Consider the following 26333-nt stretch of genomic DNA (forward strand, 5'->3'; position numbering starts at 1 on the left):
ACGGGCAGTATTCCGGCTCCCGCCTGTCCAGGCAGGCAGATCAGATCGACCAAACGAATGTGCTTTTGTCTCTCAACAAGGCTCTGCCGTATGCCGAAATAAGCAAGAGTTCCTGAGTCCAACAGTCAGCCCTGCTCTGTCTGATCATCACGAGCCTCGCCATGGCTCTGCTTTTCCCGTTGGAGAAGGCCCGCGATCGTTTTGGCTACGCCCGCAAAGGTAACAATAGAAATATTTTGTTATTAAACATGTATGTGTATATTTGCGCTCCCGGTTTTTTAATCAGGAGTTCATAAATGAAGTTATTTTTCACATATCACCGTCATTTCCATCATCGCCCCTGAGGCGATATGATGAACTTGTACGGTTTCTACGTGAAACTGATTTTTATTGAACTTTCTCCTTTTACTGATTAAATAAAGAACGAATTGAAAACACTCAAAATCGCTATCCAGAAATCGGGCAGATTAAACGACAAATCTGTTGAGCTTCTCAAAAACTGCGGCTTAAGCTTCGAAAACTATAAAAGCTCCCTTATTTCTCCTGTCTCCAACTTTCCTTTAGAGATCCTTTTCCTCAGAGACGACGATATTCCTGAATATGTACAGGATGGCATCGCCGATCTGGGAATTGTAGGAGAAAACGTCATTCAGGAAACAGAGGCTGATGTATCCTATCTTCAAATGCTGGGTTTTGGCAAATGCTCGTTGAAACTTGCCATTCCTAATCAGTGCTCCATCAAGTCGCTGGCCGACCTGAACGGGAAGTCCATCGCGACCTCCTATCCCGTAATCCTTAAGAAGTTCCTGGAAAACAACAACGTAAAGGCCGATATACGCACGATATCCGGGTCTGTGGAGATTTCTCCGGGTCTTGGATTAAGCGACGCGATCTGCGACCTGGTCTCTACTGGCGGAACGCTGAAAAGTAACGGACTGAAACCCTTTGGCGATGTGATGCATTCAGAGGCTGTGCTTATTGGCCGTAAAGGAATTGAGGAAGAGGCGCTGACGCAGGAACTGATCCAGCGGGTACAGTCGGTATTGCGGGCCCGTGAGACGAAATACGTTGTTCTGAACATTGAACAAAAGAATCTGGAGGCGATCAAAGCGCTGCTGCCCGGTATTAAAAGTCCCACGGTGGTGCCTTTGGCGGAAGAAGGCTGGGCGGCAGTTCACACGGTCATTCCCGAAAAGGACTTCTGGAACAAGATCAGCGAACTAAAGGCTGCAGGAGCCCAGGGAATTGTGGTCATGCCGATTGAAAAAATCATCCTCTAGACTTCTGTCATCACTGAAGCTGGGATCAGGATTAACAAAGATCAAGCAGCCGTTTACGCTGCGCCTGTTCTGGAAAATTTATGAGTTTAAAAATCGCAAATTATACTACTGAAAGAAGCCAGGATGTTGAGTTTCGTGTCCTGGAAGACCTTTCATCGCTTATATCGCGCAATGCTGACGCCGACAATGTGATCGGCGAGCGGGTAGCGTCTATCATCGCTGAGGTAAAAAGCAGTGGCGACGCCGCTCTCCGCTCCTTTGCTGAGCGTTTTGACGGGGTATCGCTGAACAGGCTGTTTATCGATGCGGAGGAGCTGAAAGACATTGCATCCGCAATTGATGACGAGGCAAAAGCTGCCATTGACACGGCCTATCAGAACATCTATGCCTTCCACATTAGTCAGTACAAAGAAGAGGAAAAAGTAGAGACCATGCCCGGTGTAAGCTGCTGGCGTGAGGTACGGCCCATTCAGCGTGTCGGACTTTACATTCCGGGCGGTTCGGCAGTGCTTCCCAGTACTTTTCTCATGCTTGGAATTCCTGCAAAGATTGCAGGCTGCCGCGACATCGTGGTATGCTCTCCGCCTCAGAAAGACGGACGCGTGAATATATATATTGCTTATGTTGCCTTGTTGATTGGTGTATCGAAGATCTACCTGGCGGGCGGAGCGCAGGCTGTTGCAGCAATGGCCTATGGTACAGAGACAGTACCGAAGGTCGACAAGATATTCGGACCCGGAAATCAGTACGTAACCAAAGCTAAAAGTATTATACAGAGCAGTACGCAGACCTCCATCGATATGCCGGCCGGGCCGTCAGAGGTGCTGGTTATCGCAGATGAGGGAGCTGTCCCGGCCTTTGTGGCCGCAGACCTCCTTGCACAGGCAGAACATGGGCCCGACTCACAGGCAGTGCTGGTCTCAAGCTCTGCAGATATGATAAGGGCAACGATGCAGGAGCTGCACAAGCAGCTTGAACAGCTTCCGCGGAAGGACATCGCAGCTAAAGCGATCAGCAACTCGTATGTCGTACTGACTGATGATCTTGAAGAGGCCGTAGAGTTCAGTAATGAATATGCACCTGAGCACCTGATCCTTGCCACCAGCCAATGGGAAGAGCTTATTCCTTCTATTAGCAATGCAGGGTCGGTATTCCTGGGCAACCTCACTCCTGAAAGCGCCGGAGATTACGCTTCCGGCACCAATCACACGCTGCCCACCAGTGCGCACGCCCGCTCCTATTCAGGCGTTTCACTCGACTCCTTCATCAAAAAGATTACATTTCAGCACATTAGCAGCGAGGGCGTAAAGAACATAGCTCCAACGGTAGAAACGCTGGCCAGGCTTGAAGGACTTGATGCACATGGGAATGCCATGAAGATCAGAAGGCTCTATGATGAAAATCAGACAACGAAGTAATTCAACGTACGATGGAATTTGACTTAAAGAAATTATTACGAACCAACATACTGAACCTGCAGCCCTATTCCTCCGCGAGAGATGAATTTCAGGGAGAAGCATCGGTTTTTCTCGACGCCAACGAAAACAGCTTCGGTTCACCACTCAGTTCTCCCTATAACCGATACCCGGATCCGGTACAACTGGTCGTAAAAAAGAGGCTGAGCGAGATCAAAGGCGTACCTCCCCAGAACATTTTCCTCGGGAATGGCAGTGATGAGGCGATCGATATCCTGATCAGGGCTTTTTGCCGCCCGGGGATCGACAACATCCTTCTCCTCCCTCCCACTTACGGGATGTACGAGGTGTCGGCCAACATCAACGATGTGGCGATCAAAACGGTTCCCCTTACTGCCGATTTTCAGCTAAATCTGGAAGGGATCGCCGAAGCGATTGACGAAAACACGAAGCTGATCTTTATCTGTTCGCCCAACAATCCGACCGGAAATTCGATCTTCAGGGAAGATATTGAAACGGTTCTGGCCAACTTCGGCGGACTGGTAGTTATTGACGAGGCCTACATCAATTATTCAAGGCAGAAAACGTTTATTCAGGAGCTAACAGAATACAGCAACCTCGTTATCCTTCAGACTTTATCGAAAGCCTGGGGACTGGCAGGACTGCGGGTTGGAATGGCCTTCGCAAGCGAGGAAATCATCGAAGTTTTCAATAAGGTAAAGCCTCCTTATAATATCAACCAGGCATCGCAGGAATTGGCGCTGGAAGCACTCCAGAACATTGAGCAGGTGAACAGCTGGATTAAGGACACGGTGCAGCAACGGGAAGAACTGATAAAAATACTGGGAACGCTTCCTTATGTGCTAAAGATCTACCCATCAGACGCCAACTTCATTCTGGTAAAAACTACAGATGCCAAAGCGATCTATAGCTTCCTGGTAGAGCGCGGCATCATCGTGCGCGACCGCTCCAGGGTGATCCTTTGTGAAGGCTGCCTGCGAATCACGATAGGGACACCGCAGGAAAATAAATTACTGATTGAAACACTAAAAGACTTCCCCTACAGCACCAACAACGTATGAAAGCAGCAGTGAACGACAGCAACACCTCGAACGCCGCCCAGACCGTTAAAAGAAAGATCCTTTTCCTTGACCGCGACGGCACGATGGTGCTTGAGCCTGAAGACTACCAGGTAGACTCCTTCGGCAAGCTTGAATTCTATCCGGGAGCCTTTAAATATCTGAACAAAATTGCAGAAGAACTCGACTATCACCTTGTGATGGTGACGAACCAGGATGGACTTGGAACAGACTCTCATCCCGAAGAGAATTTCTGGCCTGTACACAATTTCATTTTAAAGGCTTTCGAAAACGAAGGTGTGCACTTCGACGAGGTGATCATTGATAAAACATTCGCTCACGAAAATGCTCCTACCCGCAAGCCCGGCACTGCTTTACTTACTCACTATTTTGATGCAGAACAATACGACCTGGCGAATTCTTTCGTTATAGGAGACCGGGTGACGGATGTAGCCCTGGCAAAGAACCTCGGAGCCAGAGCAATATGGCTGAAGCTGGACGCTGCTCTGGGTGCAGAAGAAATCAAACAGCCCGACGCCAGCCTGCAGGCTTGTGTCGCTTTAGAAACGACATCGTGGAAAGACGTATACGAGTTTTTGAAAGTCGGAAAACGGGAAGTAACGCACCGCCGCAGTACAAAGGAAACAGATATTGCAGTTAAGTTAAACCTGGATGGAACGGGCAAGGCGAATATTTCAACCGGACTGCACTTCTTCGACCACATGCTTGATCAGATTGCACGGCACGGCAGCATTGATCTTGAAATTACAGCAAAAGGAGACCTGCACATAGACGAACATCATACTATTGAAGACACCGGAATCACGCTGGGAGAAGCGATATCAAAAGCACTGGGCGACAAAAGAGGCATCGAACGTTATGGCTTCTGCCTGCCCATGGACGACTGCCTCGCGCAGGTGGCAATCGACTTCGGAGGCCGGAACTGGATCGTGTGGGATGCGGAGTTCAGGCGCGAAAAGGTTGGAGAAATGCCTACGGAAATGTTCTTTCACTTTTTTAAGTCGTTCAGCGATGCAGCAAAATGCAACCTCAACGTGAAGGCTGAAGGAGATAACGAACACCATAAGATAGAGGCGATATTCAAAGCATTTGCCAAAGCAATTAAAATGGCGGCAAAGAGGGATGTGAATAACATGCAGCTTCCCAGTACAAAAGGTCTTTTGTGAGAACGTGTGGGTAAATATATGCCTTGTCCCGTATAGGGAAGCGCTTTAACGCAGCCGATCCTGGTATTCAATTTATAGAGAACGCAAAAGTTACATAAGGAATATAGCTTCAAAGAACTAAGAAACTAGTGCGCAATGACGGAAGAGAACAGCAAACAAGAACAGACAGCATCTGACGGCCGGGGAGTTACAGGTATCATATCATATGGCGCCGGTAATATTTTTTCCCTGACTGCTGCGCTCGACCGGCAAGACATCCGCTATGAGATGATCTATTCGCCGGACGACTTCGACAAATACGATCGTTACATCATACCAGGCGTAGGCCATGCCGGTGCAGCTATGCAAAAACTGCAAGCGAGCGGGATGGTTACCAAAATCAGGAACACATCAAAACCTGTACTTGGCATCTGTGTTGGCATGCAGCTTCTGACCGACTTTTCTGAGGAGGGAAATGCCCGCTTACTGGGTATCACGCCCCTGAAAACGCGCCATTTCACTCAGGATCTTAAGATAAAAGTACCGCATACAGGATGGAACAAAGTTTGCTCACAATTTGAAAATGAGCTATTTAAAGACATCCCGGAGGGCACGTACTTTTATTTTGTCCATTCCTATTTTATTGAATTTAATTCTACATTTACACTCGCTTTTGCCGACTACGGTTTGAAATTTTCGGCGGCATTGAAAAAAAACAATTTTTACGGAGTCCAGTTTCATCCTGAGAAATCAGGTGAGGCCGGCGAACGAATACTTAAAAACTTTTCAGAATTATAGAAACATATGTACATCATCCCTGCAATTGATATTCTGGACAAGAAGGTTGTCCGCTTACGTGAAGGAAACTATGAACAGGCTACATTTTACGATGTGACGTTGGAAGAAATGATCGAGAGGTACCAGTCGAACGGTACTGAATTCGTTCATATTATTGACTTGAATGGAGCAAAAGGAGACTTCAGTAATCAGGAATATCTGTTTGATATCATTCATAAGACTGACATGAAAGTTCAATATGGCGGTGGAGTACGCAGTATTGAGAAGGTAAGAGAACTGATAGATGCGGGTATCCACCGCGTTATAGTGGGCACACAGGCTATCACCAACCCCGAGTTCTTATCAGACCTGAGCAAGGCTGTGTGTGGAAAGCAGCAATGCTCAGACCAGGTAGTAGTGGCTATTGACGTGCTTGATGAAGTGATCAAATACTCCGGCTGGATGGAAAGCTCCCCTATTAAACTAATGGATTACGTTGACAAATGCCTCAACCTTGGCTTCTTCAGATTCCTTTGTACTGACATTAACAAGGATGGCAAACTGGGAGGGGCAGGCGTTGAGCTTTATAAGAAACTATTAAACCACTCCCCTTTTATCAAACTTATTGCCTCAGGAGGAATAAGCTCAATGGAAGATGTGAAGGCCTTGCACCAAATTAAGGTAGAAGCCTGTGTGATTGGCAAGGCGATTTACGAAGACCGCATATCTATCGAAGAAATTCAGGACTGGAACTTAAAGTCGCTGATCTCGTTCTAATCGGGAGCTAATAATAGTAAGCGCTCGCCTTAAGCTGGCGAACGAGATAAAAAATTTAAAAATGACGGATCCCGGTACTAAAACCATCGTATCTGGCGAGGCGGACAAGGCTGAGGCAGCGTACGTGACCACTACTGAAGTACAGCGTCCTGCATCCCTGGCCAAGCGCATCATTCCCTGCCTGGACGTGAAAGACGGACGGACGGTTAAGGGCGTAAACTTTGTTGACCTGCGCGACGCAGGCGACCCGGTGGAACTGGCCTGGCAGTACTCGCAACAGGGTGCAGATGAGCTGGTGTTCCTCGATATTACGGCCACGCATGAACGCAGAAAAACAATGGCAGAGCTTGTTAAAGCGGTGGCCCGCCAGGTGAATATTCCCTTTACCATAGGAGGTGGAATCAACGAAATAGCAGACGCAGATGTGCTGCTGAATGCCGGGGCAGACAAAATATCCATTAACTCGGCTGCGGTGCGTAATCCACAACTGGTGGACGAGCTGGCTGCAGCATTTGGCAAGCAGTTCGTAGTAGTAGCAGTAGATACCAAGCTGGTCAATGGGAAGAACCTGGTTCATCTTAACGGAGGCAGAATCCCAACCGAACTGGAAACGGAAAACTGGATTAATGAAGTAGAGGATCGTGGCGCTGGAGAGATCCTGTTAACGTCGATGGATCACGACGGAACCAAGGGTGGCTTTGACAATGAACTGCTTAAGAAGATCAATAGCAGGATCACCATTCCCCTGATCGCTTCGGGCGGCGCAGGAAATGTGCAGCACTTTATTGATGTGTTCGAGCAGTCTGGAGTGGATGCGGCACTGGCTGCTTCGGTATTTCATTACGGCGAAATCCTGATTCCGGAACTGAAGAGAAAGCTTCGCGAGAAACATATCGAAGTAAGGCTCTGACGATGGCTTTTATTGAGCTTGAAACAAAACACCGGCTCCATTGGCGTTCTCAGGAAATTGGGTTTCAAACACGAAAAGGAGCTGACAGAACAGTGCTGGCTTCAGTACAAAATACTACAAACAGAATGGAAATAGATTTTAACAAAGGCGACGGACTGATCCCTGTCGTTATTCAGGACGAGCAGACACTGGAAGTACTAATGCTTGGGTATATGAACGGTGAAGCGTTTGAAAAAACACAGAAAGAAGGTCGGGTAACATTTTACTCCCGGTCAAAAAACCGCCTGTGGACAAAAGGCGAAGAAAGCGGCAACTTCCTTGAAGTAAAGACCATGCACGTCGACTGCGATAAAGATACGATCCTTATAAAAGTCAAGCCGGCAGGCCCTACCTGCCACACGGGTGCGAGAAGCTGCTTTGAAACTGACCTGAATCAGAACTTCATTTTCAAACTCGAGCAGATCATTGAAGACCGTTACAACAATCCGGTAGAAGGATCATATGTGAACACGCTTCATAAGAAAGGAATTAACCGGATTGCCCAAAAGGTTGGTGAAGAGGGGGTTGAGACCGTTGTAGCAGCGCTGAATCAGACAGAAGAGGATCTGATCAACGAAGCGTCAGATCTGGTCTTTCACCTCCTTGTGCTGTTGAAGGAAAAGGGCCTGAGCATATGTACAATTGCCGAAAACCTCGAAAAGAGGCATAAATAAAGGAATCAAGCGGAGGTAAGACCGATCTGCTTAAACACGTTTTGACAGGAGAATCAAGCTGATGATTGAAGTAAAACAAAGGGCCTCTCTTCCGGGACATCAAAATCCGATTTACACCATCGAGTCAAACCCGGCCACACAGAGCTTCTACACAGCCGGAAATGATAAAGGTGTAGTAGAATGGGACTTCCAGACCCTCAGTCCGCGCGGGGTTGTCATGCCTGTACAAACCTCTGTTTATGCTTTGCATCTGATAGGAGGAGGATCGCTGCTTGCGGCAGGACAGCGCAGTGGCCTGGTGAGCGTCTACAACCTGAAGGAACGAAGACTAGCTGCAAATATACAGCTCCATCAGCTCCCCGTATACGGACTGGCCGCAATTGAAAGCAAGAACGAGCTTCTTGCTGCCTCAGAAGACGGCACTGTATCAGTAACGGATCTGTCGGCTTTCTCGGCCGTTTATCAGTTCAGAGTGTCAGAACAGACGGTCAGATGCATCGCAGTAAGTCCCGACGGAAGGCTGGTCGCCTTTGGATGTAAGGATAACGTGATTCGCATTTACCGAACAGACGACTACAGCGAGGTTCAGGAACTGCACCAGCATACCATGCCCGTTACCTCACTGGCCTTTACTCCCGATGGATCTTCATTGCTGTCAGGAGGGCGGGACGCCAGGCTGAACATCTGGAACACCGCGAACTTTGAACTCAGGGAAAGTATTACGGCTCACATGTTTGCTGTATATGATATCCGCTTCCATCCCAGCCTTCCTTACTTTGCAACAGCCAGTCAGGACAAAAGCATCAAGATCTGGAGCACAGACTCATTTAAATTAAAAAAGGTGATCAGCAGAGAGAAAGGTTTCGAAATGCACACTCACTCTGTCAACAAGCTGAGCTGGAACACAGCGGACGGTACGCTTCTCTCAGTAAGCGACGATAAGATAGTGATGGCCTGGGAGGTCAAATAAAACGTTTGATGATCCTGAGTTTATGGCTATGCCGCTTCAGGTCTGTACTATAAATCCCCTGATCGTCAATAGGATCAACCTTTACCCTCCCAGAGGCATGGATGATCTCCTGATCGTTCAGCATGATGCCGACATGCGTAATACGTCCCTCCTCATTATCGAAAAAAGCGAGGTCCCCCTCTTTTGCTTCCTGTAAAAAATTGACCAGCTTTCCCTGCTCGGCTTGCTGCCAGGCGTCACGCTTCAATTTCACTCCCAGCATTTTAAAAACTACCTGAGTGAAGCCGGAACAATCTATTCCAAATAGGGAACGTCCGCCCCACAGATAGGGAGCGTGGAGAAAGAAGCGGGCGAGCATGTTGATGCTGTCTAAGCCGTCACGGCCGGGTGCGAGCGTGGGGCGTGCCGGAAACCGGTACTCCGTACAGCCGAGGCAGAAAGAGTTATCCTGCATCGTTGGAATGCTGCTTCCGGCCAGCAAATAAAGGATCTCCCCTGTTTGTTCCTTTATCAGGGGCTGGTAGACCGCCGGCCCAAGTGTGAGGCTCCGCTCGGAGTAGTCGGCATAGAGTGACTCACCAATTTCAGCAAATTGCTTTATGTCGATCCATCCTGCATAGTTATCATAAGCCGTGAGGATAAGAACCCACTTCTCGGTTCGTTCAAGCACCTCGAAGCAGTCGCCAAACAAAAGGTAGGTCAGTATTTCGCTCTTGTCAGACGCCTCGGCCCGTACAGGGGCCAGTGACAAATGGCAGACACCATAATGGGGATCGTTCATATAGCTGCAATATTAAAAAATTTGCTGTTAAAACTTAACTATCGTATTAAGTGTTTTAACTATATAAAAAATACGAATATGAAAAGCCTGAATCAACTACATAAAATACTGATTGCAGTGGAGGACAGCAAGTACTCAGACCATGTTGCGGCATATGGCTATGACCTGGCAAGGAAGTTAGGTGCGGCAGTGGCGTTATTGCACGTTAACGAAGTACCTGTTGCCACCCCCTACGTAACCGACCCTATGCTCAATGAAACGCCTGTGGTAATGCCTGATGTGATACAAGCCCAGGATGAATCAGGAAAAAGACTGCTCGACCGTATAGCTGATAGCTTCGGCGCAGATGTAACCACCTATACCTTTACAAAGCTTGGCAGCCCGAAAGAGGAGATCCTTCATACGGCAGAAGAATGGGGAGCTGACCTCATTGTACTGGGTACGCACGGACGGACTGGCTTTGACCTCTTCCTCGCAGGCAGTGTTGCTGAAAAGGTAACCAGAAAAGCGAAGTGCCCCGTATTGGTTATACCGAACAAAGAGCCCGTAGAAGCGGCTAAATAGTACCAGATCAAAGGAGAAAATAAAGGCTTACGCTGATACAGACAGCGTTAATCAGACCTCGATGAGCTGCCGGCAGAACTGGAATAACAGCGGATCGGGCGCTCTCCCAGGGTGACTTAACGAGTTTGATTTTCAATAAAAAAAGGCGGAATATTGCTACTCCGCCTTTTCTATTCCATTCAATCAGATATGTTCTTACTGCTCCATATGAAGCCATGCTTTCTTAGCGAGCAGCTCTTCTTCCGTTTCTCTTACATCCTCATCATCCACACAACAATCTACCGGACACACAGCAGCGCACTGAGGTTCGTCATGAAACCCTTTGCACTCGGTGCACTTATCAGAAACAATATAGTAAAATTCGTCGGAGATCGCCGTCTGACTCTCTTCTGCGTCTAAAGTTGTACCGTCACCAAAATCAATAATACCGCGAAGATTAGTTCCGTCAGAAAAACGCCACGCTGCACCTGCATCATATATCGCATTGTTTGGGCATTCAGGCTCACAAGCTCCACAGTTTATGCATTCGTCTGTTATTTTAATCGCCATGTCTAAAAAGTCTTTTCCTTAACTTAACTTTGCTACCAATCGCAAAAACAGTGCAAATATAATATAATCTATTTTATTTAATTGATGACGACAGCATTGCCAGCACAAATAAAACAAGCTTTTACAAAGTTAGGACAGTATATGCTGTCTTCTGCAGACGAGGAATTTAAAGGGCTGATCAAGTCGGCGCAACACCATAATGCCTGGTTTACGCCGGCAGAAACGGCGAGAGCTGTGAAAGCAATAGGCGAAATGCTGAACGAAAGTGACCTCAGCCAATGGCTGGAGAAGGAGTATACTCTGGCTCAGAGCAGAGGGGAAGCAGGCAGCAAGATTATCGGCCTGGTCCTGGCAGGAAATATTCCGCTGGTTGGCTTCCACGACATCCTTTGCGTTCTGGCAAGCGGTCACACTGCACTCATCAAACTATCATCGCAGGATAAGTACCTCACTCCTTTTCTCCTGAAAAAGCTGTCAGAATTCGACGAGTACTTTGCATCGCATGTGCAGTATACGGAACGACTGGAAAACTTTGACGCGGTAATAGCAACAGGAAGCAATAACACGTCGCGGTACTTCGACTACTATTTCCGCAACGTACCTCACATTATCAGAAAGAACAGGAACAGTATTGCCATTCTGACGGGAAGTGAAAGCCGGACGGATCTCGAAGCGCTGGGTAACGATATCTTTAATTACTTCGGGCTAGGCTGCCGAAATGTTTCGAAGCTGTTTGTACCCGTCGGTTATGACTTCGTCCCTTTCTTTGAGGCAATCGAATTATTCAAGGAGGTGATCAACCATCATAAATACAGTAATAACTACGACTACAATAAGTCGATTTACCTGGTGAACAGAGAGGCACATCTGGACAACGGCTTCCTGCTTTTAAGGCAAAGCGACGCATTTAGTTCTCCGCTTGCGGCCCTGTACTATGAGGAATATTCGGATCTGGCTGCTCTGCAGGCAAATCTTGCAGCGAGAGCAGAGGAGATACAATGTGTGTTATGCGGTGATGCTGTACCGGGGATAGAAGAGCCGATAGGGTTTGGAAACAGTCAGCAGCCACGGCTGTGGGATTATGCTGATGGCGTAAACACGATGCAGTTCCTGCTTACTTTGTAAAAGCGGGACGGCTTTTGCAGGAAAAGCTTAACTTTGGAGCATGTATATCATTAAAGTAAAAGGAGTAGCAAAAATTCCGGACTATATCCAGCTTAGGGATGAGGAATTTACATTACTGGCTTACTTTAGGGTTGACCGTCCCGACAAGACTTTGAACAAGATCGGGCTGGGAGATAAAATTGACGAGATCATGAAGCTCGCAAAGGAGCTGCCTTTCGGAAAGGTGATGAAACTAGAACTTTGATATGATTGGGAATACCATTATAAAACTTCATAACGTAGATATCTATCAGCAAAAACACCTTGTGCTGTCGAACGTAAGCCTTCACATCGACAAGGGTGAATTTGTTTTCCTGATCGGACAGACAGGATCAGGAAAGAGCAGCCTGATGAAGGTGATCTACGGCGAGATCGGGATCAACACAGGAGAAGGACATGCAGGAGGCTTTGATCTGAAGAAGCTTACAGACCGCGACATTCCTTTCCTGCGCAGAAAACTTGGAATAGTATTCCAGGACTTTCAGCTGCTGACCGACCGTACAATCGAAGAGAATCTGCAGTTTGTAATGAAAGCCACCGGCTGGAAAGACAGGAAACTGATTGATGAGAGAATCCGTGATGTGCTGGAAAAAGTGGGATTGCGCTCAAAGATCAAAAAGATGCCGCACGAAATTTCCGGAGGTGAGCAGCAGCGGGTAGTGATAGCCAGGGCACTTCTTAATGACCCTGAGATCATCCTTGCCGATGAGCCGACAGGGCACCTTGATCCGGAGACATCAGAAGAAGTGATGCTCCTGTTAAAGGATATCAGCCGCTCAGGAACAGCAGTACTAATGGCAACCCACAATTATCATCTTATTCGCACGTTCCCTTCACGGATCATTAAGTGCGAGAACGGCCACGTGCTGGAAGACGTAAAGATCGTATGATAGTATACAGAGAGGGCAACCGACCTCTCTTTCCTTTTGTTGGGCGTTTCTGCGCCTTAAGGATAAATTTAAGATGACAGTGCCAGTCAAGGTGCGCTGACAGCTTGACGGTTTTTTATAACTGGCAAAAGATTTGTCTAATCGTGTTTAATGAAATTTTCAGATATGTTGAAAAACAGAAAGAAAAACAACGAAGAAGAACCATTATCAGAAAATACAGCTCAAAACGAAGCTGGAACTGAATCATTGCAGGAAGAGACGACTGAGACTGCGACTGAAGGAGCTGTGACTGAAGAAGCTGCTGCTGCCCCGCAGGCATCAGAGGAAGAAAAACTTCGTGCAGATTTGGCAGAGGCGAATAATAAGTACCTGCGCCTGTACGCAGAATTTGATAATTACAAGAGGCGCACAAGCAAGGAGCGGATTGAGCTCCTTCAAACTGCAGGAAAAGAAGTTCTGCAGAGTCTGCTGCCGGTACTGGACGACTTCGAACGTGCGCTTAAATCAATGGAGACTGCCGCAGACACCTCCTCTGTGAAAGAAGGGGTTTCCTTAGTACATAGTAAGCTGAAGGGGATCTTAACCCAGAAGGGGCTGAAAGAGATGGAGTCAATTGGAACTACGTTTGATGCAGATCTTCATGAAGCAATCACCAATATACCGGCACCTTCAGACGACATGAAAGGCAAAGTAATTGACGAAGTTGAAAAAGGGTACTTCCTTAACGATAAGGTAATCCGGTTCGCAAAGGTTGTGGTAGGAAGTTAGAAATGGCAAAGAGAGATTATTACGACATATTAGGAGTGTCAAAAAGCTCCAGCGCGGATGAAATAAAAAAGGCATACCGCAAGCTGGCTATCAAATATCACCCGGACAAGAATCCTGGTGATAAAGAGGCTGAGGAGAAGTTTAAAGAAGCTGCTGAGGCCTACGAAGTGCTGAGCAACCCGGAGAAAAAGCAACGATATGACCAGTTTGGCCATGCCGGAACTTCTGCTGCCGGGGGCTACGGTGGTGGTCATATGAATATGGAAGACATATTCAGCCAGTTCGGCGACATATTCGGAGGGGGCAGTCCTTTTGAAAGCTTCTTTGGCGGAGGGCATTCAGGTGGTGGCCGTCGCGCTGCAAGAGGTACAAACCTTCGGATCAAAGTAAAGCTGAACCTCGAAGAGATAGCCAAAGGTGCTGAGAAAAAGATAAAAGTTAACAAACAGGTAGTGTGTACTACCTGCGACGGAACAGGGGCCAAAGACCGTTCATCGTTCCATACCTGTAATACCTGCGGCGGTACAGGCACTGTGCGGAGAGTAACCAATACCATACTTGGACAGATGCAGACCACAAGCACCTGCCCTACTTGTAACGGAAGCGGAACTCAGATTACTGCCAAGTGTAATGTTTGCCATGGCGACGGCGTTGTTCGCGGTGAAGAAACGATCACGATCAATATTCCGGCAGGAGTTAGCGAAGGGATGCAGCTCTCAATGAGCGGAAAAGGAAATGCGGCTCCCAACGGAGGAATGCCGGGCGACCTGATCATCCTGATTGAGGAAGTTCCTCACGAGACACTGAAGCGCGAAGGTAACAATGTCGTATACGATCTGCACATTAGTTTTCTGGATGCCGTGCTGGGTTCAAGCGTGGAAGTACCCACCATTGACGGCAAGGCAAAGATCAAGATTGAACCAGGAACACAGGGCGGGAAGATCCTTCGGCTGAAAGGAAAAGGCATTCCGGAGGTCAACTCCTACCACAGGGGCGACCAGCTCGTTTATGTCAACATCTGGACGCCGAAAGCGATCTCGAGAGAAGAACGCGATCTGCTTGAAAAGCTTCAGAACTCTCCGAATTTCAGGCCACAGCCCGGAAAAAATGAAAAAAGCTTCTTTGAACGTATGCGCGAATATTTTGAATAAAGAGAACGCACACTTTTAGTATAAATAAATATAATAGTTTTATTAAGCCACTTCCGGGTGGCTTTTTTTATTGCCTGATTGTTATTTTTGTCCAGTATTTATTAATCTTCACACAATCACACTGAATGACATCGATTTATCTTGCGGGCCCTTTATTCTCGGCAGCAGAAATGCGCTTTAACGTTGAATTGTCAGAATTCTTAAAGAAAAACGGATTCGAAGTTTTTCTTCCGCAGATGGAATGTCTGAATAAGTCCACCGAAGAAATCTACCAGATCTGCAAGGCAGGTGTTGAGGCTGCCAACGTAGTGGTAGCGATCATGGACGGCGCTGATGCTGACAGCGGGACCTGCTGGGAATGCGGTTATGCTGCAGCAAAGAATACTCCCATCATCCTGGTTCGCACTGATATCAGAGACAGCGGCGATACCAGAGGATTTAACGCGATGCTTTACTACAGCGCCTTCGCCGTGGTGGAAGAGCGCATTAACTATGCTGAAAAAATACTGGAAGTATTGAAAAAGCTTCCTTCTTAATAGCCCTGAATATGAAAAGGCGTATAGCAGTACTCGACCTCGGAACGAATACCTTTCACCTGCTTATTGCTGATATGAAAGGTGGCAGAATGGAACAAAAAGTTGCGGCCCTCACATCTGCCGTCAAGCTTGGTGAAGGGGGAATTACCAAAGGTTTTATCACCGGGGCAGCCTTCGACCGGGGACTGGAGGCGATGCGCTATTTCCGGTCTGTGATAGATGAACACGGGGCGACAGAGATATACGCAGCGGGCACTGCTGCTTTGCGCAGCGCGAGCAATGGAGCAGACTTTATTGCCCGGGTAAAGCAGGAAGCCGGTATATCGATACAGATCATTGATGGGACGCGCGAAGCAGAGCTGATATATAAGGGTGTACGACAGGAAGTCGCGCTTTCAGACTCAGCTCTGATTATGGATATCGGGGGCGGAAGTGTCGAGTTTATTTTTTGTGACCAGCATGAGATTTTCCATAAGAAAAGCTATCCGATCGGAGCTGCGCGCCTCATGGCCCTCTTCCATAAAACCGATCCGATATCAGAAGCCGACATATCGGCAATTCATCAGCACCTTGATGAGCAGCTGGCCGACCTTAAGATCAACGCTCAGATCTTTAAGCCAGGCATTCTGATCGGTTCGGCTGGTGCATTTGAGACCTTCACGCAGCTCATCCTCAAGAAGAGAGGAACGAACGATACCACTGAGCAGACAAGCTTTCACTTCAACCCCGACCAGTTAGACGTGGTGATATCGGAGGTGCTCAGATCGACACATCAAGAGAGAGCGGAAAATGAAGCGATCACTCCTGTCAGAGTTGACATGATTGTAGTAGCGTCGGTCCTCACTTCGTATGTAATACAGGAGCTACGCATTCCGGCCATTGCCATGTCGACATACTCCCTTAGAGAAGGTCTTCTTTTTGATCGCGCAGGCGCTTAGGGCGAGCGTTCTCCAAGAGGTAGAGGCAGGCCAGCAGCAGGATGTGAGGCAGAAAATAGTTAGGATTTTCGGGCGGCACTAGCATGCTCTTACCACCACAGTTTAGGAAAGGCGACCAATAAAATGCTCCGATCGCCTTTATGTCATTTTCCTACTTACAAGGCCGCGTTCATAAATGACTGAAGCTCGCGATAGAGACGCTCCGTAGGCAACCCCACCACATTGGTGTACGAACCCGATATCCTTTCGATCCCTACAAGCCCGATCCAGTCCTGTATTCCATAAGCTCCTGCCTTATCAAACGGCTCATACTGCCGGATGTAATAGCGGATCTGCTCAGAAGTAAGAGGCCGGAAGTATACTTCGGTGACTTCATAAAATGAATGAAGACGCTCGCTGGTAAATAGAGCAACCCCCGTTATCACTTCGTGCTTTTTTCCCGAAAGCATAGAAAGCATTTCAAAAGCGTGTTCCTCATTCTCCGGCTTGCCCAGGATATTTCGTTCGATACAAACTATCGTGTCGGCAGTCACTACTATTTCACCTGGCTTAATACTTTCATCAAAGGCCCTCGCTTTCTTCTCTGCAATAAAGAGGGCAGTTTCAGCCAGTCCCAGTCCTGCAGGAAAGCTCTCGTCTACCTCTTTCAGCACAACACGGAAGTCTATGCTCATCAAGTTGAGCAACTCCTGTCTTCTCGGAGACTTAGACGCAAGGATTATCGGTGGAAATGTATTCGTCATGATTATATCTCTAAGCAGAGGTGATGGTGTCGTCCTGGGCACTCGGCTCAGAATCGAACCATTTCTTCTGGATTTTTAATACTTTCTCGATTACGTCCCTCACGCAGCCCGTGCCGCCCGCCTTGGGGGAAATATAAGCACTAACTGCTTTAACCTCCTCAACAGCATCAGAAGGGCAGACAGGCAGTCCGCAAGCTTTCATCGGAGGGATATCTGGGATATCATCGCCCATGTACATCACTTCTTCGGGGCTCAGCCGGCGCTGTTTTAAGAAATTCTGGTACACGTCAATCTTCTTGTCGACGCCCAGGTAAATATCGGTAATACCCAGGCCGTTCAGACGACCAAGAACACTAGCTGACTTTCCGCCAGAGATGACGCAAATCAAATAGCCATTCCTCACTGCACGCTGCATAGCGTATCCGTCGCGCACATGAAAGCGGCGGAGCTGCTCGCCGGTTTCTGTAACGTGAACTGTGCCGTCAGTCAGCACTCCGTCGATATCCAGAACAAAGGCCTTAATATCTTTTAGTTTTTGAAGGAACATATCTTCTCTTTTAACTAGTTGTTTTGAGTCAGTCTGTTTGGGCAAAAATACCTGAAAAAGCCGCTCCTTGTGTTCATTGTCCGTTATAAACATCCCGCCGACCCTGACTGTGCTGATCCTCAGAGCTGTCCTTTCCTTTATAACGACTCACAATAGCTTCGGTGAGCAGCCGATATATGGGCGATAACTCTTCATTTCCCCGGAGATAATCGAGATGTCTTCCAATCGTCTCACTATCTCTTCTTCTGGCGGGCCCGGTCTGTACCTCGAGCGGGGAATAGTGTGCGGCCTTTTCCGCTGTTTCAGCGATAAGGGGTCTTAAGAGATCGAAGCTTAACCCCTCATGCGCCAGAATCTCCTCTCCTATGCTGTACAGGAGATTACTAAAGTTACAGGCGAAAACCGCTGCAATATGAATGACCTTCCGCTGTTCAGAGCTGATGACCTCTGCGCGCTCAGACATCTCTTTTGCAAGTTTCAGCAACACTTCTGTTGTCTCTGCTGTATCCCCCTCTATGGCAATAGGAATGCGCCTGAAGTCCACCTCTTTTTCCTTGCTGAAGGTTTGAAGGGGGTAAAAGACGCCGGTGCGCAACGAGGCTGACGTGATAGCATTTAACGAAGTGGCTCCGGAGGTGTGGACCAAAAGTTTGTCTTTATACGGGAATTGCTCAGAAATTAACGGGATGGCGTTGTCGCTTACGGACAGGACATACAGGTCCGCCGCAGGGTCAAGCTGATCGAGTCTGTCTGTTACATCACAGCCCAGGATGCTGCCAAGAGTACTGGCGTTTGCGAGTTGTCTGCTCCAGACCTGCAGAACGGCGTGACCTGCCGCTTGCAGCGCTCTGCCCAGGTGTGTGGCAACATTCCCGCTGCCGATCAGTACGATTTTCATTCTATTTTTGATCCTCCTGATTTCTGTTATCACGGGTAAAGGCTGAACTTTGAAGGACAGCCCCCTGCGAACTTGGCTGGCGAATTTACAAAAGAGACATGAGTATGCAGGTAACAAGGCTACGACTTTAGTTATAATCTAAGCAAGGTCAGCGATGTTGGATTGGAATACAAAGAACGGCCACGCTTTCATTGCGTGGCCGTTTTGCGATCTTTTCATTTATTGTCCGCGGGCAAAACACTAAGGCCAGATACCCATGTTCATGTACGACACGGCCACTTTTTCAATAGCACCAACAAATGCTGCAGTGCGGAGATCATTGATCTTCGGATTCCTTTTCTGAATGTTCCTGATCTCATGGTATGAGCGCACCATGGTGTCCTCCAATCCAGAGTTAACGAGCTCGAGCTCAGACGCACCTTTGATCACCAGGCTCCGTTGCTCTGCTGTAAGACTTACCCCGGTCATCTTTTCGACCATGGTGACCAGCGTGAGATTTGCATTCTCTTCGTAACGCTTATCCATACGGCCAAAAGCAACGTGAGAGAGGTTTTTCAGCCATTCGAAGTAAGATACCGTCACCCCTCCCGCATTACAGTACATATCGGGGATAATAATTCCGCCGCGTTGTGTAAAGGCATCTGCAGCCTCAGGCGAGGTAGGACCATTCGCCGCCTCTGCAATAATTTTCGCCTTTATACGCCCAATATTGGATGCAGTGATCTGATTTTCGAGAGCTGCAGGTACAAGGATATCGCACTCTTGCTCCAAACCGAGGGCAGAGTTCTTAAATTCCTGCTCAGCGCCTCCGAAGCCGAGGATAGATCCTGTGTCCTTTCTGTGCGCCACAACTTCGGCCAGGTCAAGGCCATTGCTGTTGTAGATGGCGCCCTCGTACTCACATAAGCCCACCAGAATTGCCCCCATCTCGGAGAGGAAATTCGCCGTATGGAAACCCACATTGCCGAGCCCCTGCACGATCACCCTCTTTCCTGCAATACCGGCAGTAAGGCCAAGCTCTTTCATATCTTCTGCCACATCAACACATTCGCGTATGGCAATCGCTACTCCTCTTCCGGTAGCTTCACGACGACCGTGAATTCCATGTAAGGCGATTGGCTTCCCCGTCACACAGCCCATTGCATCGAGCTGCCCTGGATTCATGGTGTAATACGTATCAGCAATCCAGCTCATTTCGCGCTCGCCTGACCCATAATCGGGCGCAGGAACATCAATGGCCGGCCCAATAAAGTTCTTCTTAACCAACTCTACCGTGAACCGTCTGGTAATGTTCTCCAGCTCGGCGATGGTATAGTTCCGGGTATTAATCTTAATACCTCCTTTAGCCCCGCCAAAGGGCACATTCACAATGGCACATTTATAAGTCATCAAGGCAGCGAGTGCCATCACTTCATCTTCGTTCACCATCTCACTGTAGCGAATCCCACCCTTAGTCGGAGACATGTGATGAGAGTGCTCTACTCGCCATGCATCAATTACTTCTACACCTCCGTTTGCCTTACGAATAGGGAAACGGAATCTGTACACACTGTTACAGGCCTTGATCTGGTCAAGCAGCCCCGCAGGATGATTGGTAAACTGCGCTGCATGATCAAAAAAGGCACATACATCATTAAAAAAACTGGTATTTGCAGAATCTGCCATATAATTAGAATTTATAATTTTCCTGTTGCCCGGCTATTTCAGGTGCTGAAAACCCTTAAAGACGGAACGCCGCAGTGCACATCTTACGATAGAAAAGACGGGTACCGTTATACAAAAATTCAGCACATCATCCTCAGCCGGGCGCCCATCTGCCTGTCTGCTCTTTCAGAGAAGGCAGCCGCGGGTATAAATACTGTAAACAGTAATTCTTTCATTTCGTTCAATTTTCTTCTTCTTGTGCATTTTCTATGAATATCGGACCGCCCTTTATGAACTACAAAAAACATCTAATTAACCTTCATTTCCCGCGGAGAACGCAGATCATGTAGGTTTTTATTATAGAACAAGCTCTTCACACTTGCCCAAGAACAGCTATAACGTTGATCATCAGCAAAGCCCTGTCCTCCTGCTAGCTGAATCACCCTTCCAGCAGTACGGGTCACGAATAAAGAACAAAAATCAGCAATGGTCTGCATCACGACAGGCACGTGTAAAACCGTCCGAAAAAAGCCGGCAATCAGCGAGTAAAACAGAAGAATTACAGCAGGTATTTCCCATCGGCTTTTCCCCATAGAAGCACAATTAGAGGGCAAAGGTATAAAAGTCGGAGAAAAAGAACAATTTCAGCAATTCGTTGTAATTGCAGTATGCAGCTATTTGAAATCACCCTATTTATAGATAATATCGAACAAACGTTACAAGTACAGGAAGACAAAACAGCGAGCAACACCTACCTGGTTAATAAAGACCAGAAATTTATAGCCCGTATCTTTAAAGATACTGACAACCGGTGGAAAAGCAGAGAGATCTCGGAGCAGTCACCGTCAGTCTTACAATCGATAGGTGAAGAACTGGAGAAAGTACTAAATCAATCATAAGGTTAAAAGCCATGTCAAAAAAGAGTGCAGGTCTGTTAGTTTATCGCTTCACGGAGGAACAACCCCAAGTATTACTCGTTCATCCAGGTGGCCCGTTCTATGTAAAGAAAGATGAAGGCGTATGGTCGGTACCCAAAGGCGAGTACGGCGAATCCGAAGAACCTCAAGCCGTTGCCATGAGGGAGTTTGAAGAGGAAACCGGAAATTCGCTAAGACCAGGAACGTCCCTCTTTCCCCTTGAGCCGGTTAAAATAAAAAGTGGAAAGGAAATACAGGTGTGGGCTGCAGAAGCTGACTTTCCGGCACCTTACATTTCCTCCAATACTTTTGAGATTGAATGGCCTCCCCATTCTGGAAGAAAGCAGGAATTCCCTGAAGCTGACAAAGCAGAGTGGTTCGACTTCGAGCGCGCTCTTTTAAAGATACACCCTGGTCAGGCCCCTATTCTGCTTCAGGTCAAGGGCATTCTACAAAACAGGATACGGGCCTAAAGGTGCAGACCTCTGCTTCGTCAGAGCAGCTATACCATCCTGTTGTAATGTCACCCTCTATCCTGCCACCCACCTTTTTGCTTCTTCAAGCTGCGCTATAGGGAATCCTTTTGCTTCGCCCGGAAGAGGGAAACTGGCAGCATCGGTGAAGTTTTGCACCATCTTCTGGTCGCTCACTATAGCCATACGATGCCACTTTGTAATATTCTTTAGCCCAACCCACAGGTCCTGCAATATTGCTCCTGAGGTGAAGTTCGAAATGTCAGTATCAATAAGAAGGAGGAAGTGAATCTTGTCTTCGGTTTTAGCCATCTTGTCAACCAGCGGCTTAATCACCAGTTCATAATCCTCCTTGGTTACTGTTCCGCTCACGCGGAAGGCCGTTACGTGCGGCGCTACATCAGTTATTACGTCTACCATAGGTCTTCTTTTCTAAGACAAACAGTAGAAAAAGAAGAAAGTTCTGTGATATTAGCGGTCTGTATTTTGCTCCATTTGCGAGATAATTTGGTTTACCTCAGTTTCGGCAGACTTCAGCTTAGCCTGACAGAAGGCAACCAGTTCAGAGGCTCGCTTTACCTTCTCAGCCAGTATATCTACAGACACCGATTCCTGCTCTATCTCTTTCGCTATCCGGGCAAGCTCTTCATAAGCAGCCTCATATGTTAAAGTCTGATCCATCATATCCTTTTGTTGATTCAACTATGGCACTGATCTCCACTCCGCCCAGCACGACCTCGAACTGGTCTCCTGCCGTAATATCCGACGCCACACTGGTAATTTTGCCATTTTGCTTCACAATCGCAAATCCTCTTTTCAAAATATTGCCGGGCGACATAAGTCTCACTAATGTGGCGGTGTGTTCCAATTCGCTGTTACGATTTTTGAGGAATGATGCCGATGTACGTCGTAACTCCGCCCCAACCATGCCAAGCTCATTCGCTCTGCTTCTGAGAACAAGACGGGGAGCCGATATCAAGAGGAGGCCGAGGGTTTGTAAAGCAAGAGCGTGCTGATGGAGGAGCGTTCTGGATCTGCCCGTGATCTTGCTATTAAGATAGAAAAGGTTATCCTTTTGATTCCCAAGATAGTTCCCGGCGGCGGAGGCGATCGTAGCGTTAAGAGACGAGAGGCTTCGGCTATGACCGGAAAGCAGCTGCTGCGATTTAATGACCACCCGCTTTTCTAATACCAGAAGCGCTTCCATAAACAGCCGGTTGTGGCCAATGATCCACTCGGCAGCCTGCGTAGGCGTTTTCGTTGACGTATGAGCCATCAGGTCCGTTATTGTCTGATTTCTCTGATGCCCTATTCCCGTGATCACCGGGATGGGGAACCTTGCAACTGCCCGCGCAAGGGAGTAATCATCAAAGAGCAGGAAGTCGGTTTGTGCTCCGCCTCCCCTGATAATTACTACCGCATCGTATTGTACACCCGATTTATAAACTTCGATCATCCGATCGACAAACTGTCTGCTGTTATGCTCGCCATGCACCAGAACCCGGTAGTGGTCGATCGAGAACTTGTACCCGGCAACATTATGCTGAAGAGTGTGAACAAAATCCTGAAAGCCGGCGGAAGTACCTGAAGAAAGTACCGCGAGTTTCTGAATCACAGCCCTGAGTTTAAGGTCGCGGTTAAAAGTCAGGTAGCGATCTCCCTCAAAGCGGACGTGCTCGGGATTCTCTTGCAGCAGCCGTTGAAGCGCTTTTCGTCGTTGCTGTTCGAGCATTCCTAAAGTAAAGCTGGTATCTATATCGGTTACGCAGAGCTGAAGCCCATAGGTTGGATGAAACTCCACTGTGACCTGAACAAGCACATGAATATCATTACCAAAGCGCTGGCCCGTTGCCTGCTCAAAAACCGAGATTCGCTGAGAGCCTGTGCCCCAGGCGCGGGCGGCAAACTTAGAAAGAACATGATTACTCTGCTGGTCTTTATCGACCAGCTCGAAGTAATGAAAGTTGCTTTGGGCTTTATACGTGTGACTTGTCACATCTGCAACTACCCAATAGTTTTTTCCTGAAAAGGCTTCCTCAACGGCCCGTACCACTTTTTGCGAGAGCTCGGAAAGACGTATAAATGACGGCGTACTCATTCGATCAGTTTAAAGTTTACATCGTATAAGCCGCTTAATACACTGTTACCCTCGTTGTCTACCCTTAGTCCGCCGTACTTTGCAAGAGCATATCGATCCTGCTTCCCTTCCTGAAAAAAGAAGGACTCAGCTCCCAGGTTGATGAAGTAATTATTGTAAAAATATCGGATCAGGTACTCCCCATCGTTCAGAGGCTGTTCTCCCTGTTGAAACCTGACTGCCTTTGCTACCTGGTGTTGATCTAGTCTCACCACACAATACCCCCTTTTGGGGAGACGGTGCGGAGATTGCCTGGCGGTAATTGCGTAGTTCAAACGCATATAGTCGCCCTGCATCAGCGATCTTGGGTCTACCGGCACCAATTCAAGCAGCACAAGTTGACCGTGTCGCAGCGTTCTCTCCTTGGAGGCGATATTCCAGTTAAACCACGTCAGAAAGCCCAGCAGGTTCAGTAAAATCAGTAATAAACTAAGCCTCTTCATACATTCTTAATTTCCTTTTAAACATGATCCAGGCAACTAAAAAGACAAGCCCTGAGCCAAAAAGAATAGCTGACTTGGTGAGAAGACTGTACTCAAGGTCATAATAATACGTGGCCACAGAATAAATGAGAACAATCAGTCCAAGAAAAAACGCGTTCCGATGGCTTGTGTAAAAGCTCACGAGCAAAACGAGTATCGCTCCACTTACTGCTGGTGAAACAAGACCTGGCAGCAATACCAGTGCACTAAATACGATCACAAGCTTGACCATCGGCCTTGCCTTATCGCCCATTCGCCGCAATACAGTCCATACAGTAAAAATACTCCCCATACCAATCAGCGCTGAGGAAAGGATTAAAGGACTCCGGAACAAGACAAAAATCTCCTTTCGTGATAATACACCAAGCAAGATCAGGAACGACAACAAGACACCAATGCGAACAGGAGTATAAAGCTTGTTCCATCTCCTGCCCTTTGCAATCCAAAATGCTTCTTTGAGATGAATATGAGTATACGCAAGCGTGAGGGCTCCGCTCAGCAGAAAGATAAAGTACTGAGCATCATTAATAAGGAACAACGCAAGGGCGCAGTTGCAGGCTACGATTACCGCAATCAGAACCAGCATAAAGCTTTCCGAAAGGAAAAGAGTCAAAACGGCCAGGATAAGCAGGGTAACGGCCTGAAGATTATCGCTCCTGGTGAGGTCATTAAGACCTATAGCAACACTAATATAACCGATCACATTTGCTGAAACGACCGCGGTATCGAGGGTAAGATTTTTAACGTATCTATTGACGATTATCGACCCGGCCAGTGCAAACAAGCCAAAAACTAGCATGGAGACTCCGGACCTGATCAGTTCGGCAGAAAAAAGAAAGCCCGTAAAGCTTAGACTTGCAAGAAGGCCGCCTACAACCGACAGGACCTTGACCCCGAGCCCGGAGTACATGGACGAGCGAAAACCTACTTCTGCGCTGATGAGTTGCAGATCTGCGCGAAAGTCCTCACCTCCATCGGAGGCGGCTTTTGCAAGGAGCTCATCAAGCGGCTGATCGTTCATTCCACCTCCTGTTCAGTTTAAGAATTTGTGTAACCAACACCGTTATAATGCTGACTATAAAAGCGGTAACAATCAAAAGCATCACTGTAAGGTCAGTTTTCGCAGATTCGAGCAGAAATGCAGAAGTGATCAACACCACACTCAAAGGAATGAGGAACAGATAAAAAACACTCCTGGTTCTGAAACTATAGATTAAAGCTCCTATGTAAGCGAGGGAAACAATAGCGAGAGAAGTATACCAGGCCGTGCCGTATTTATAAAAAATGCCGGAGATAATGCTGATGGTGCTGCAGGTACATGCAGTGACTGCTACTGTTTTTGAAAACCATGCAGGCGCAAAACGCTTTCCACTCCATTTCTCGCCGACAGACAGAGACAAAAGCACAGCGCAATCGACCAGGAACAGCAAGCAGTAGAGAGCAGCGGCACTCCAGCCTCTTGCTACCTGTTCGGCATAAAGTACAAGCGTAATATGACAGAGGGCAAGCAGGATAAGCCAGAGAGGAGCAAAGCGGGAAACCAGAGCCCAAAGAATGGTAAAGACCGTCCAGCCAAGAAAGAGGTCGTAGGCATCAGCCCCGGTTTGATAAATCTGCCCGAACACGGCAAACAACACTCCTGTCAGTATAGAACCTGCAGTCAGGGATAGGCTCCTTATCAGCGGATTGTGCCGGCTGACCACCGCTGTTAATATTAACGATACCAGAATGACCTCTACCAGGCCGAGTTTCACAAACTTGTGCAAATCCTGCCAGTTATAGGCGAAAAAGAAGACGATGCCTGAAGTGCAGAAGACGACAGCCAGCGCGAGCAGCGCGACGTCGATAAACTTTGACCAGGACCGCCGGTTCGCATGCACATTGTACTCAAGGAGAGTATCCTCAATATTGTCAGCTCTCCAGTTGCTGTACCTGCTGATGATATGGACCAGATCCCGCGTAACGGCTCTTAATTTCATGTCTTGAGATGTGTGGTTGCAGCTCTTGCCTGAGGGCTAAGATAATAATGTTTCGACCAAGTCAGCCTTCCATTTAAAATACTGC

31 protein-coding genes are annotated in these 26333 nt (G+C 47.7%); 19 read left to right on the forward strand and 12 right to left on the reverse strand.

Annotated features, from left to right (window positions below; all coding sequences use genetic code 11):
* Positions 1-428 precede the first annotated feature (428 nt).
* From hisG to ACES2C_RS19225, 9 genes are all read left to right on the forward strand, one after another.
* Positions 429-1280 (forward strand): ATP phosphoribosyltransferase, encoded by an 852-nt coding sequence (hisG, locus tag ACES2C_RS19185; RefSeq protein ID WP_374164666.1) that lies wholly within the window; start codon positions 429-431, stop codon positions 1278-1280.
* Between the two features lie 80 nt (positions 1281-1360).
* Entirely contained in the window at positions 1361-2698 is a 1338-nt protein-coding gene (hisD, locus tag ACES2C_RS19190; protein WP_374164667.1) for a histidinol dehydrogenase, read from the forward strand.
* An 11-nt stretch (positions 2699-2709) separates the two neighbouring features.
* Complete coding sequence (gene hisC / locus ACES2C_RS19195; protein ID WP_374164668.1) at positions 2710-3777, forward strand: histidinol-phosphate transaminase; 1068 nt, start codon at positions 2710-2712, stop codon at positions 3775-3777.
* The gene (gene hisB / locus ACES2C_RS19200; RefSeq protein WP_374164669.1) at positions 3774-4961 is read left to right on the forward strand and encodes a bifunctional histidinol-phosphatase/imidazoleglycerol-phosphate dehydratase HisB; all 1188 of its coding nucleotides are present in this window, start codon (positions 3774-3776) and stop codon (positions 4959-4961) included. The genes hisC and hisB overlap by 4 nt, the downstream gene beginning before the upstream one ends.
* A 135-nt stretch (positions 4962-5096) precedes the next feature.
* Positions 5097-5738 carry an imidazole glycerol phosphate synthase subunit HisH gene (hisH, locus tag ACES2C_RS19205; protein WP_374164670.1) on the forward strand — a complete coding sequence of 214 codons (642 nt, stop codon included), beginning with the start codon at positions 5097-5099 and terminating at the stop codon, positions 5736-5738.
* 6 nt (positions 5739-5744) lie between these two features.
* On the forward strand, positions 5745-6494 hold the full coding sequence (locus ACES2C_RS19210; protein ID WP_374164671.1) for a HisA/HisF-related TIM barrel protein: 750 nt from the start codon (positions 5745-5747) through the stop codon (positions 6492-6494).
* Positions 6495-6555: 61 nt separating this feature from the next.
* Positions 6556-7404, forward strand: a complete 849-nt coding sequence (gene hisF / locus ACES2C_RS19215; protein ID WP_374164672.1) for an imidazole glycerol phosphate synthase subunit HisF — start codon at positions 6556-6558, stop codon at positions 7402-7404.
* Between the two features lie 2 nt (positions 7405-7406).
* Positions 7407-8117, forward strand: coding sequence for a bifunctional phosphoribosyl-AMP cyclohydrolase/phosphoribosyl-ATP diphosphatase HisIE (gene hisIE, locus ACES2C_RS19220; protein ID WP_374164673.1), 711 nt, complete (start codon positions 7407-7409; stop codon positions 8115-8117).
* A gap of 61 nt (positions 8118-8178) precedes the next feature.
* Positions 8179-9087 (forward strand): WD40 repeat domain-containing protein, encoded by a 909-nt coding sequence (locus ACES2C_RS19225; protein WP_374164674.1) that lies wholly within the window; start codon positions 8179-8181, stop codon positions 9085-9087.
* Here ACES2C_RS19225 and ACES2C_RS19230 read toward each other — a convergent pair.
* The gene (locus tag ACES2C_RS19230) at positions 9080-9868 is read right to left on the reverse strand and encodes an NlpC/P60 family protein (protein ID WP_374164675.1); all 789 of its coding nucleotides are present in this window, start codon (positions 9866-9868) and stop codon (positions 9080-9082) included. The two genes, ACES2C_RS19225 and ACES2C_RS19230, sit on opposite strands and share 8 nt — an antisense overlap.
* Before the next feature lie 78 nt (positions 9869-9946).
* Between ACES2C_RS19230 and ACES2C_RS19235 the strand changes: the two genes are divergently transcribed.
* Positions 9947-10432 carry a universal stress protein gene (locus ACES2C_RS19235; protein ID WP_374164676.1) on the forward strand — a complete coding sequence of 162 codons (486 nt, stop codon included), beginning with the start codon at positions 9947-9949 and terminating at the stop codon, positions 10430-10432.
* A gap of 195 nt (positions 10433-10627) precedes the next feature.
* On the opposite strand, the gene ACES2C_RS19240 is transcribed toward ACES2C_RS19235, so the two are convergent.
* The gene (locus ACES2C_RS19240) at positions 10628-10981 is read right to left on the reverse strand and encodes a 4Fe-4S dicluster domain-containing protein (protein ID WP_374164677.1); all 354 of its coding nucleotides are present in this window, start codon (positions 10979-10981) and stop codon (positions 10628-10630) included.
* Between the two features lie 141 nt (positions 10982-11122).
* Between ACES2C_RS19240 and ACES2C_RS19245 the strand changes: the two genes are divergently transcribed.
* The 7 genes from ACES2C_RS19245 to ACES2C_RS19275 all read left to right on the forward strand — a co-directional run bounded on the left by ACES2C_RS19245 (position 11123) and on the right by ACES2C_RS19275 (position 16428).
* Positions 11123-12106: an acyl-CoA reductase gene (locus ACES2C_RS19245; protein WP_374164678.1), complete on the forward strand. Its 984-nt coding sequence runs from the start codon at positions 11123-11125 to the stop codon at positions 12104-12106.
* 40 nt (positions 12107-12146) lie between these two features.
* On the forward strand, positions 12147-12350 hold the full coding sequence (locus ACES2C_RS19250; protein ID WP_374164679.1) for a fructose-6-phosphate aldolase: 204 nt from the start codon (positions 12147-12149) through the stop codon (positions 12348-12350).
* 1 nt (position 12351) lies between these two features.
* Positions 12352-13035 carry a cell division ATP-binding protein FtsE gene (locus tag ACES2C_RS19255; RefSeq protein WP_374164680.1) on the forward strand — a complete coding sequence of 228 codons (684 nt, stop codon included), beginning with the start codon at positions 12352-12354 and terminating at the stop codon, positions 13033-13035.
* A gap of 165 nt (positions 13036-13200) precedes the next feature.
* Entirely contained in the window at positions 13201-13803 is a 603-nt protein-coding gene (locus ACES2C_RS19260) for a nucleotide exchange factor GrpE (protein WP_374164681.1), read from the forward strand.
* 2 nt (positions 13804-13805) lie between these two features.
* A complete protein-coding gene (gene dnaJ, locus ACES2C_RS19265) occupies positions 13806-14954 on the forward strand; it encodes a molecular chaperone DnaJ (protein ID WP_374164682.1) in 1149 nt (382 codons plus the stop codon).
* Between the two features lie 125 nt (positions 14955-15079).
* On the forward strand, positions 15080-15490 hold the full coding sequence (locus ACES2C_RS19270) for a nucleoside 2-deoxyribosyltransferase (RefSeq protein WP_374164683.1): 411 nt from the start codon (positions 15080-15082) through the stop codon (positions 15488-15490).
* 11 nt (positions 15491-15501) lie between these two features.
* Positions 15502-16428 (forward strand): exopolyphosphatase, encoded by a 927-nt coding sequence (locus tag ACES2C_RS19275; protein ID WP_374164684.1) that lies wholly within the window; start codon positions 15502-15504, stop codon positions 16426-16428.
* A gap of 155 nt (positions 16429-16583) precedes the next feature.
* On the opposite strand, the gene ACES2C_RS19280 is transcribed toward ACES2C_RS19275, so the two are convergent.
* The 4 genes from ACES2C_RS19280 to ACES2C_RS19295 form a co-directional block, all read right to left on the reverse strand.
* On the reverse strand, positions 16584-17171 hold the full coding sequence (locus ACES2C_RS19280) for a Maf family nucleotide pyrophosphatase (RefSeq protein WP_374164685.1): 588 nt from the start codon (positions 17169-17171) through the stop codon (positions 16584-16586).
* Between the two features lie 10 nt (positions 17172-17181).
* A complete protein-coding gene (locus ACES2C_RS19285; RefSeq protein ID WP_374164686.1) occupies positions 17182-17718 on the reverse strand; it encodes a KdsC family phosphatase in 537 nt (178 codons plus the stop codon).
* Positions 17719-17791: 73 nt separating this feature from the next.
* Positions 17792-18616 (reverse strand): Rossmann-like and DUF2520 domain-containing protein, encoded by an 825-nt coding sequence (locus tag ACES2C_RS19290; RefSeq protein ID WP_374164687.1) that lies wholly within the window; start codon positions 18614-18616, stop codon positions 17792-17794.
* A gap of 240 nt (positions 18617-18856) precedes the next feature.
* Positions 18857-20281 (reverse strand): Glu/Leu/Phe/Val dehydrogenase, encoded by a 1425-nt coding sequence (locus ACES2C_RS19295; protein ID WP_374164688.1) that lies wholly within the window; start codon positions 20279-20281, stop codon positions 18857-18859.
* Positions 20282-20928: 647 nt separating this feature from the next.
* Between ACES2C_RS19295 and ACES2C_RS19300 the strand changes: the two genes are divergently transcribed.
* Positions 20929-21159, forward strand: a complete 231-nt coding sequence (locus tag ACES2C_RS19300) for a hypothetical protein (RefSeq protein ID WP_374164689.1) — start codon at positions 20929-20931, stop codon at positions 21157-21159.
* Between the two features lie 11 nt (positions 21160-21170).
* Positions 21171-21650 carry an NUDIX domain-containing protein gene (locus tag ACES2C_RS19305; RefSeq protein ID WP_374164690.1) on the forward strand — a complete coding sequence of 160 codons (480 nt, stop codon included), beginning with the start codon at positions 21171-21173 and terminating at the stop codon, positions 21648-21650.
* A gap of 57 nt (positions 21651-21707) precedes the next feature.
* On the opposite strand, the gene ACES2C_RS19310 is transcribed toward ACES2C_RS19305, so the two are convergent.
* The 6 genes from ACES2C_RS19310 to ACES2C_RS19335 are packed head-to-tail and all read right to left on the reverse strand — an operon-like array spanning position 21708 to position 26248.
* A complete protein-coding gene (locus ACES2C_RS19310) occupies positions 21708-22070 on the reverse strand; it encodes an STAS/SEC14 domain-containing protein (protein ID WP_374164691.1) in 363 nt (120 codons plus the stop codon).
* Positions 22071-22121: 51 nt separating this feature from the next.
* Positions 22122-22334, reverse strand: a complete 213-nt coding sequence (gene xseB, locus ACES2C_RS19315) for an exodeoxyribonuclease VII small subunit (protein ID WP_374164692.1) — start codon at positions 22332-22334, stop codon at positions 22122-22124.
* Positions 22309-23748 carry an exodeoxyribonuclease VII large subunit gene (gene xseA / locus ACES2C_RS19320; protein WP_374164693.1) on the reverse strand — a complete coding sequence of 480 codons (1440 nt, stop codon included), beginning with the start codon at positions 23746-23748 and terminating at the stop codon, positions 22309-22311. The genes xseB and xseA overlap by 26 nt, the downstream gene beginning before the upstream one ends.
* Positions 23745-24230: a GDYXXLXY domain-containing protein gene (locus tag ACES2C_RS19325; protein WP_374164694.1), complete on the reverse strand. Its 486-nt coding sequence runs from the start codon at positions 24228-24230 to the stop codon at positions 23745-23747. Before ACES2C_RS19325 ends, xseA begins: the two co-directional genes overlap by 4 nt.
* Positions 24217-25290, reverse strand: a complete 1074-nt coding sequence (locus tag ACES2C_RS19330; RefSeq protein WP_374164695.1) for a DUF4401 domain-containing protein — start codon at positions 25288-25290, stop codon at positions 24217-24219. The genes ACES2C_RS19325 and ACES2C_RS19330 overlap by 14 nt, the downstream gene beginning before the upstream one ends.
* Positions 25271-26248: a DUF2157 domain-containing protein gene (locus ACES2C_RS19335; RefSeq protein WP_374164696.1), complete on the reverse strand. Its 978-nt coding sequence runs from the start codon at positions 26246-26248 to the stop codon at positions 25271-25273. The genes ACES2C_RS19330 and ACES2C_RS19335 overlap by 20 nt, the downstream gene beginning before the upstream one ends.
* Positions 26249-26333 lie beyond the last annotated feature (85 nt).

Origin of the sequence: Arcticibacter sp. MXS-1 (assembly GCF_041902385.1) — a bacterium.
Taxonomy (GTDB): domain Bacteria; phylum Bacteroidota; class Bacteroidia; order Sphingobacteriales; family Sphingobacteriaceae; genus Arcticibacter.

Bases quoted from the DNA above. Each gene is read 5' to 3' on its own strand.
- ACES2C_RS19280 (WP_374164685.1), bottom strand. From the start codon at position 17,171: ATGACGAATACATTTCCACCGATAATCCTTGCGTCTAAGTCTCCGAGA.
- ACES2C_RS19255 (WP_374164680.1), top strand. From the start codon at position 12,352: ATGATTGGGAATACCATTATAAAACTTCATAACGTAGATATCTATCAG.
- ACES2C_RS19235 (WP_374164676.1), top strand. From the start codon at position 9,947: ATGAAAAGCCTGAATCAACTACATAAAATACTGATTGCAGTGGAGGAC.
- dnaJ (WP_374164682.1), top strand. From the start codon at position 13,806: ATGGCAAAGAGAGATTATTACGACATATTAGGAGTGTCAAAAAGCTCC.
- xseB (WP_374164692.1), bottom strand. From the start codon at position 22,334: ATGATGGATCAGACTTTAACATATGAGGCTGCTTATGAAGAGCTTGCC.
- ACES2C_RS19295 (WP_374164688.1), bottom strand. From the start codon at position 20,281: ATGGCAGATTCTGCAAATACCAGTTTTTTTAATGATGTATGTGCCTTT.
- ACES2C_RS19250 (WP_374164679.1), top strand. From the start codon at position 12,147: ATGTATATCATTAAAGTAAAAGGAGTAGCAAAAATTCCGGACTATATC.
- hisD (WP_374164667.1), top strand. From the start codon at position 1,361: ATGAGTTTAAAAATCGCAAATTATACTACTGAAAGAAGCCAGGATGTT.
- hisH (WP_374164670.1), top strand. From the start codon at position 5,097: ATGACGGAAGAGAACAGCAAACAAGAACAGACAGCATCTGACGGCCGG.
- ACES2C_RS19285 (WP_374164686.1), bottom strand. From the start codon at position 17,718: ATGTTCCTTCAAAAACTAAAAGATATTAAGGCCTTTGTTCTGGATATC.
- ACES2C_RS19270 (WP_374164683.1), top strand. From the start codon at position 15,080: ATGACATCGATTTATCTTGCGGGCCCTTTATTCTCGGCAGCAGAAATG.
- ACES2C_RS19210 (WP_374164671.1), top strand. From the start codon at position 5,745: ATGTACATCATCCCTGCAATTGATATTCTGGACAAGAAGGTTGTCCGC.
- ACES2C_RS19245 (WP_374164678.1), top strand. From the start codon at position 11,123: ATGCTGTCTTCTGCAGACGAGGAATTTAAAGGGCTGATCAAGTCGGCG.
- ACES2C_RS19240 (WP_374164677.1), bottom strand. From the start codon at position 10,981: ATGGCGATTAAAATAACAGACGAATGCATAAACTGTGGAGCTTGTGAG.
- ACES2C_RS19305 (WP_374164690.1), top strand. From the start codon at position 21,171: ATGTCAAAAAAGAGTGCAGGTCTGTTAGTTTATCGCTTCACGGAGGAA.
- ACES2C_RS19275 (WP_374164684.1), top strand. From the start codon at position 15,502: ATGAAAAGGCGTATAGCAGTACTCGACCTCGGAACGAATACCTTTCAC.
- ACES2C_RS19225 (WP_374164674.1), top strand. From the start codon at position 8,179: ATGATTGAAGTAAAACAAAGGGCCTCTCTTCCGGGACATCAAAATCCG.
- ACES2C_RS19310 (WP_374164691.1), bottom strand. From the start codon at position 22,070: ATGGTAGACGTAATAACTGATGTAGCGCCGCACGTAACGGCCTTCCGC.
- ACES2C_RS19300 (WP_374164689.1), top strand. From the start codon at position 20,929: ATGCAGCTATTTGAAATCACCCTATTTATAGATAATATCGAACAAACG.
- hisF (WP_374164672.1), top strand. From the start codon at position 6,556: ATGACGGATCCCGGTACTAAAACCATCGTATCTGGCGAGGCGGACAAG.
- hisB (WP_374164669.1), top strand. From the start codon at position 3,774: ATGAAAGCAGCAGTGAACGACAGCAACACCTCGAACGCCGCCCAGACC.
- ACES2C_RS19330 (WP_374164695.1), bottom strand. From the start codon at position 25,290: ATGAACGATCAGCCGCTTGATGAGCTCCTTGCAAAAGCCGCCTCCGAT.
- ACES2C_RS19335 (WP_374164696.1), bottom strand. From the start codon at position 26,248: ATGAAATTAAGAGCCGTTACGCGGGATCTGGTCCATATCATCAGCAGG.
- hisIE (WP_374164673.1), top strand. From the start codon at position 7,407: ATGGCTTTTATTGAGCTTGAAACAAAACACCGGCTCCATTGGCGTTCT.
- ACES2C_RS19260 (WP_374164681.1), top strand. From the start codon at position 13,201: ATGTTGAAAAACAGAAAGAAAAACAACGAAGAAGAACCATTATCAGAA.
- xseA (WP_374164693.1), bottom strand. From the start codon at position 23,748: ATGAGTACGCCGTCATTTATACGTCTTTCCGAGCTCTCGCAAAAAGTG.
- ACES2C_RS19230 (WP_374164675.1), bottom strand. From the start codon at position 9,868: ATGAACGATCCCCATTATGGTGTCTGCCATTTGTCACTGGCCCCTGTA.
- ACES2C_RS19290 (WP_374164687.1), bottom strand. From the start codon at position 18,616: ATGAAAATCGTACTGATCGGCAGCGGGAATGTTGCCACACACCTGGGC.
- ACES2C_RS19325 (WP_374164694.1), bottom strand. From the start codon at position 24,230: ATGAAGAGGCTTAGTTTATTACTGATTTTACTGAACCTGCTGGGCTTT.
- hisC (WP_374164668.1), top strand. From the start codon at position 2,710: ATGGAATTTGACTTAAAGAAATTATTACGAACCAACATACTGAACCTG.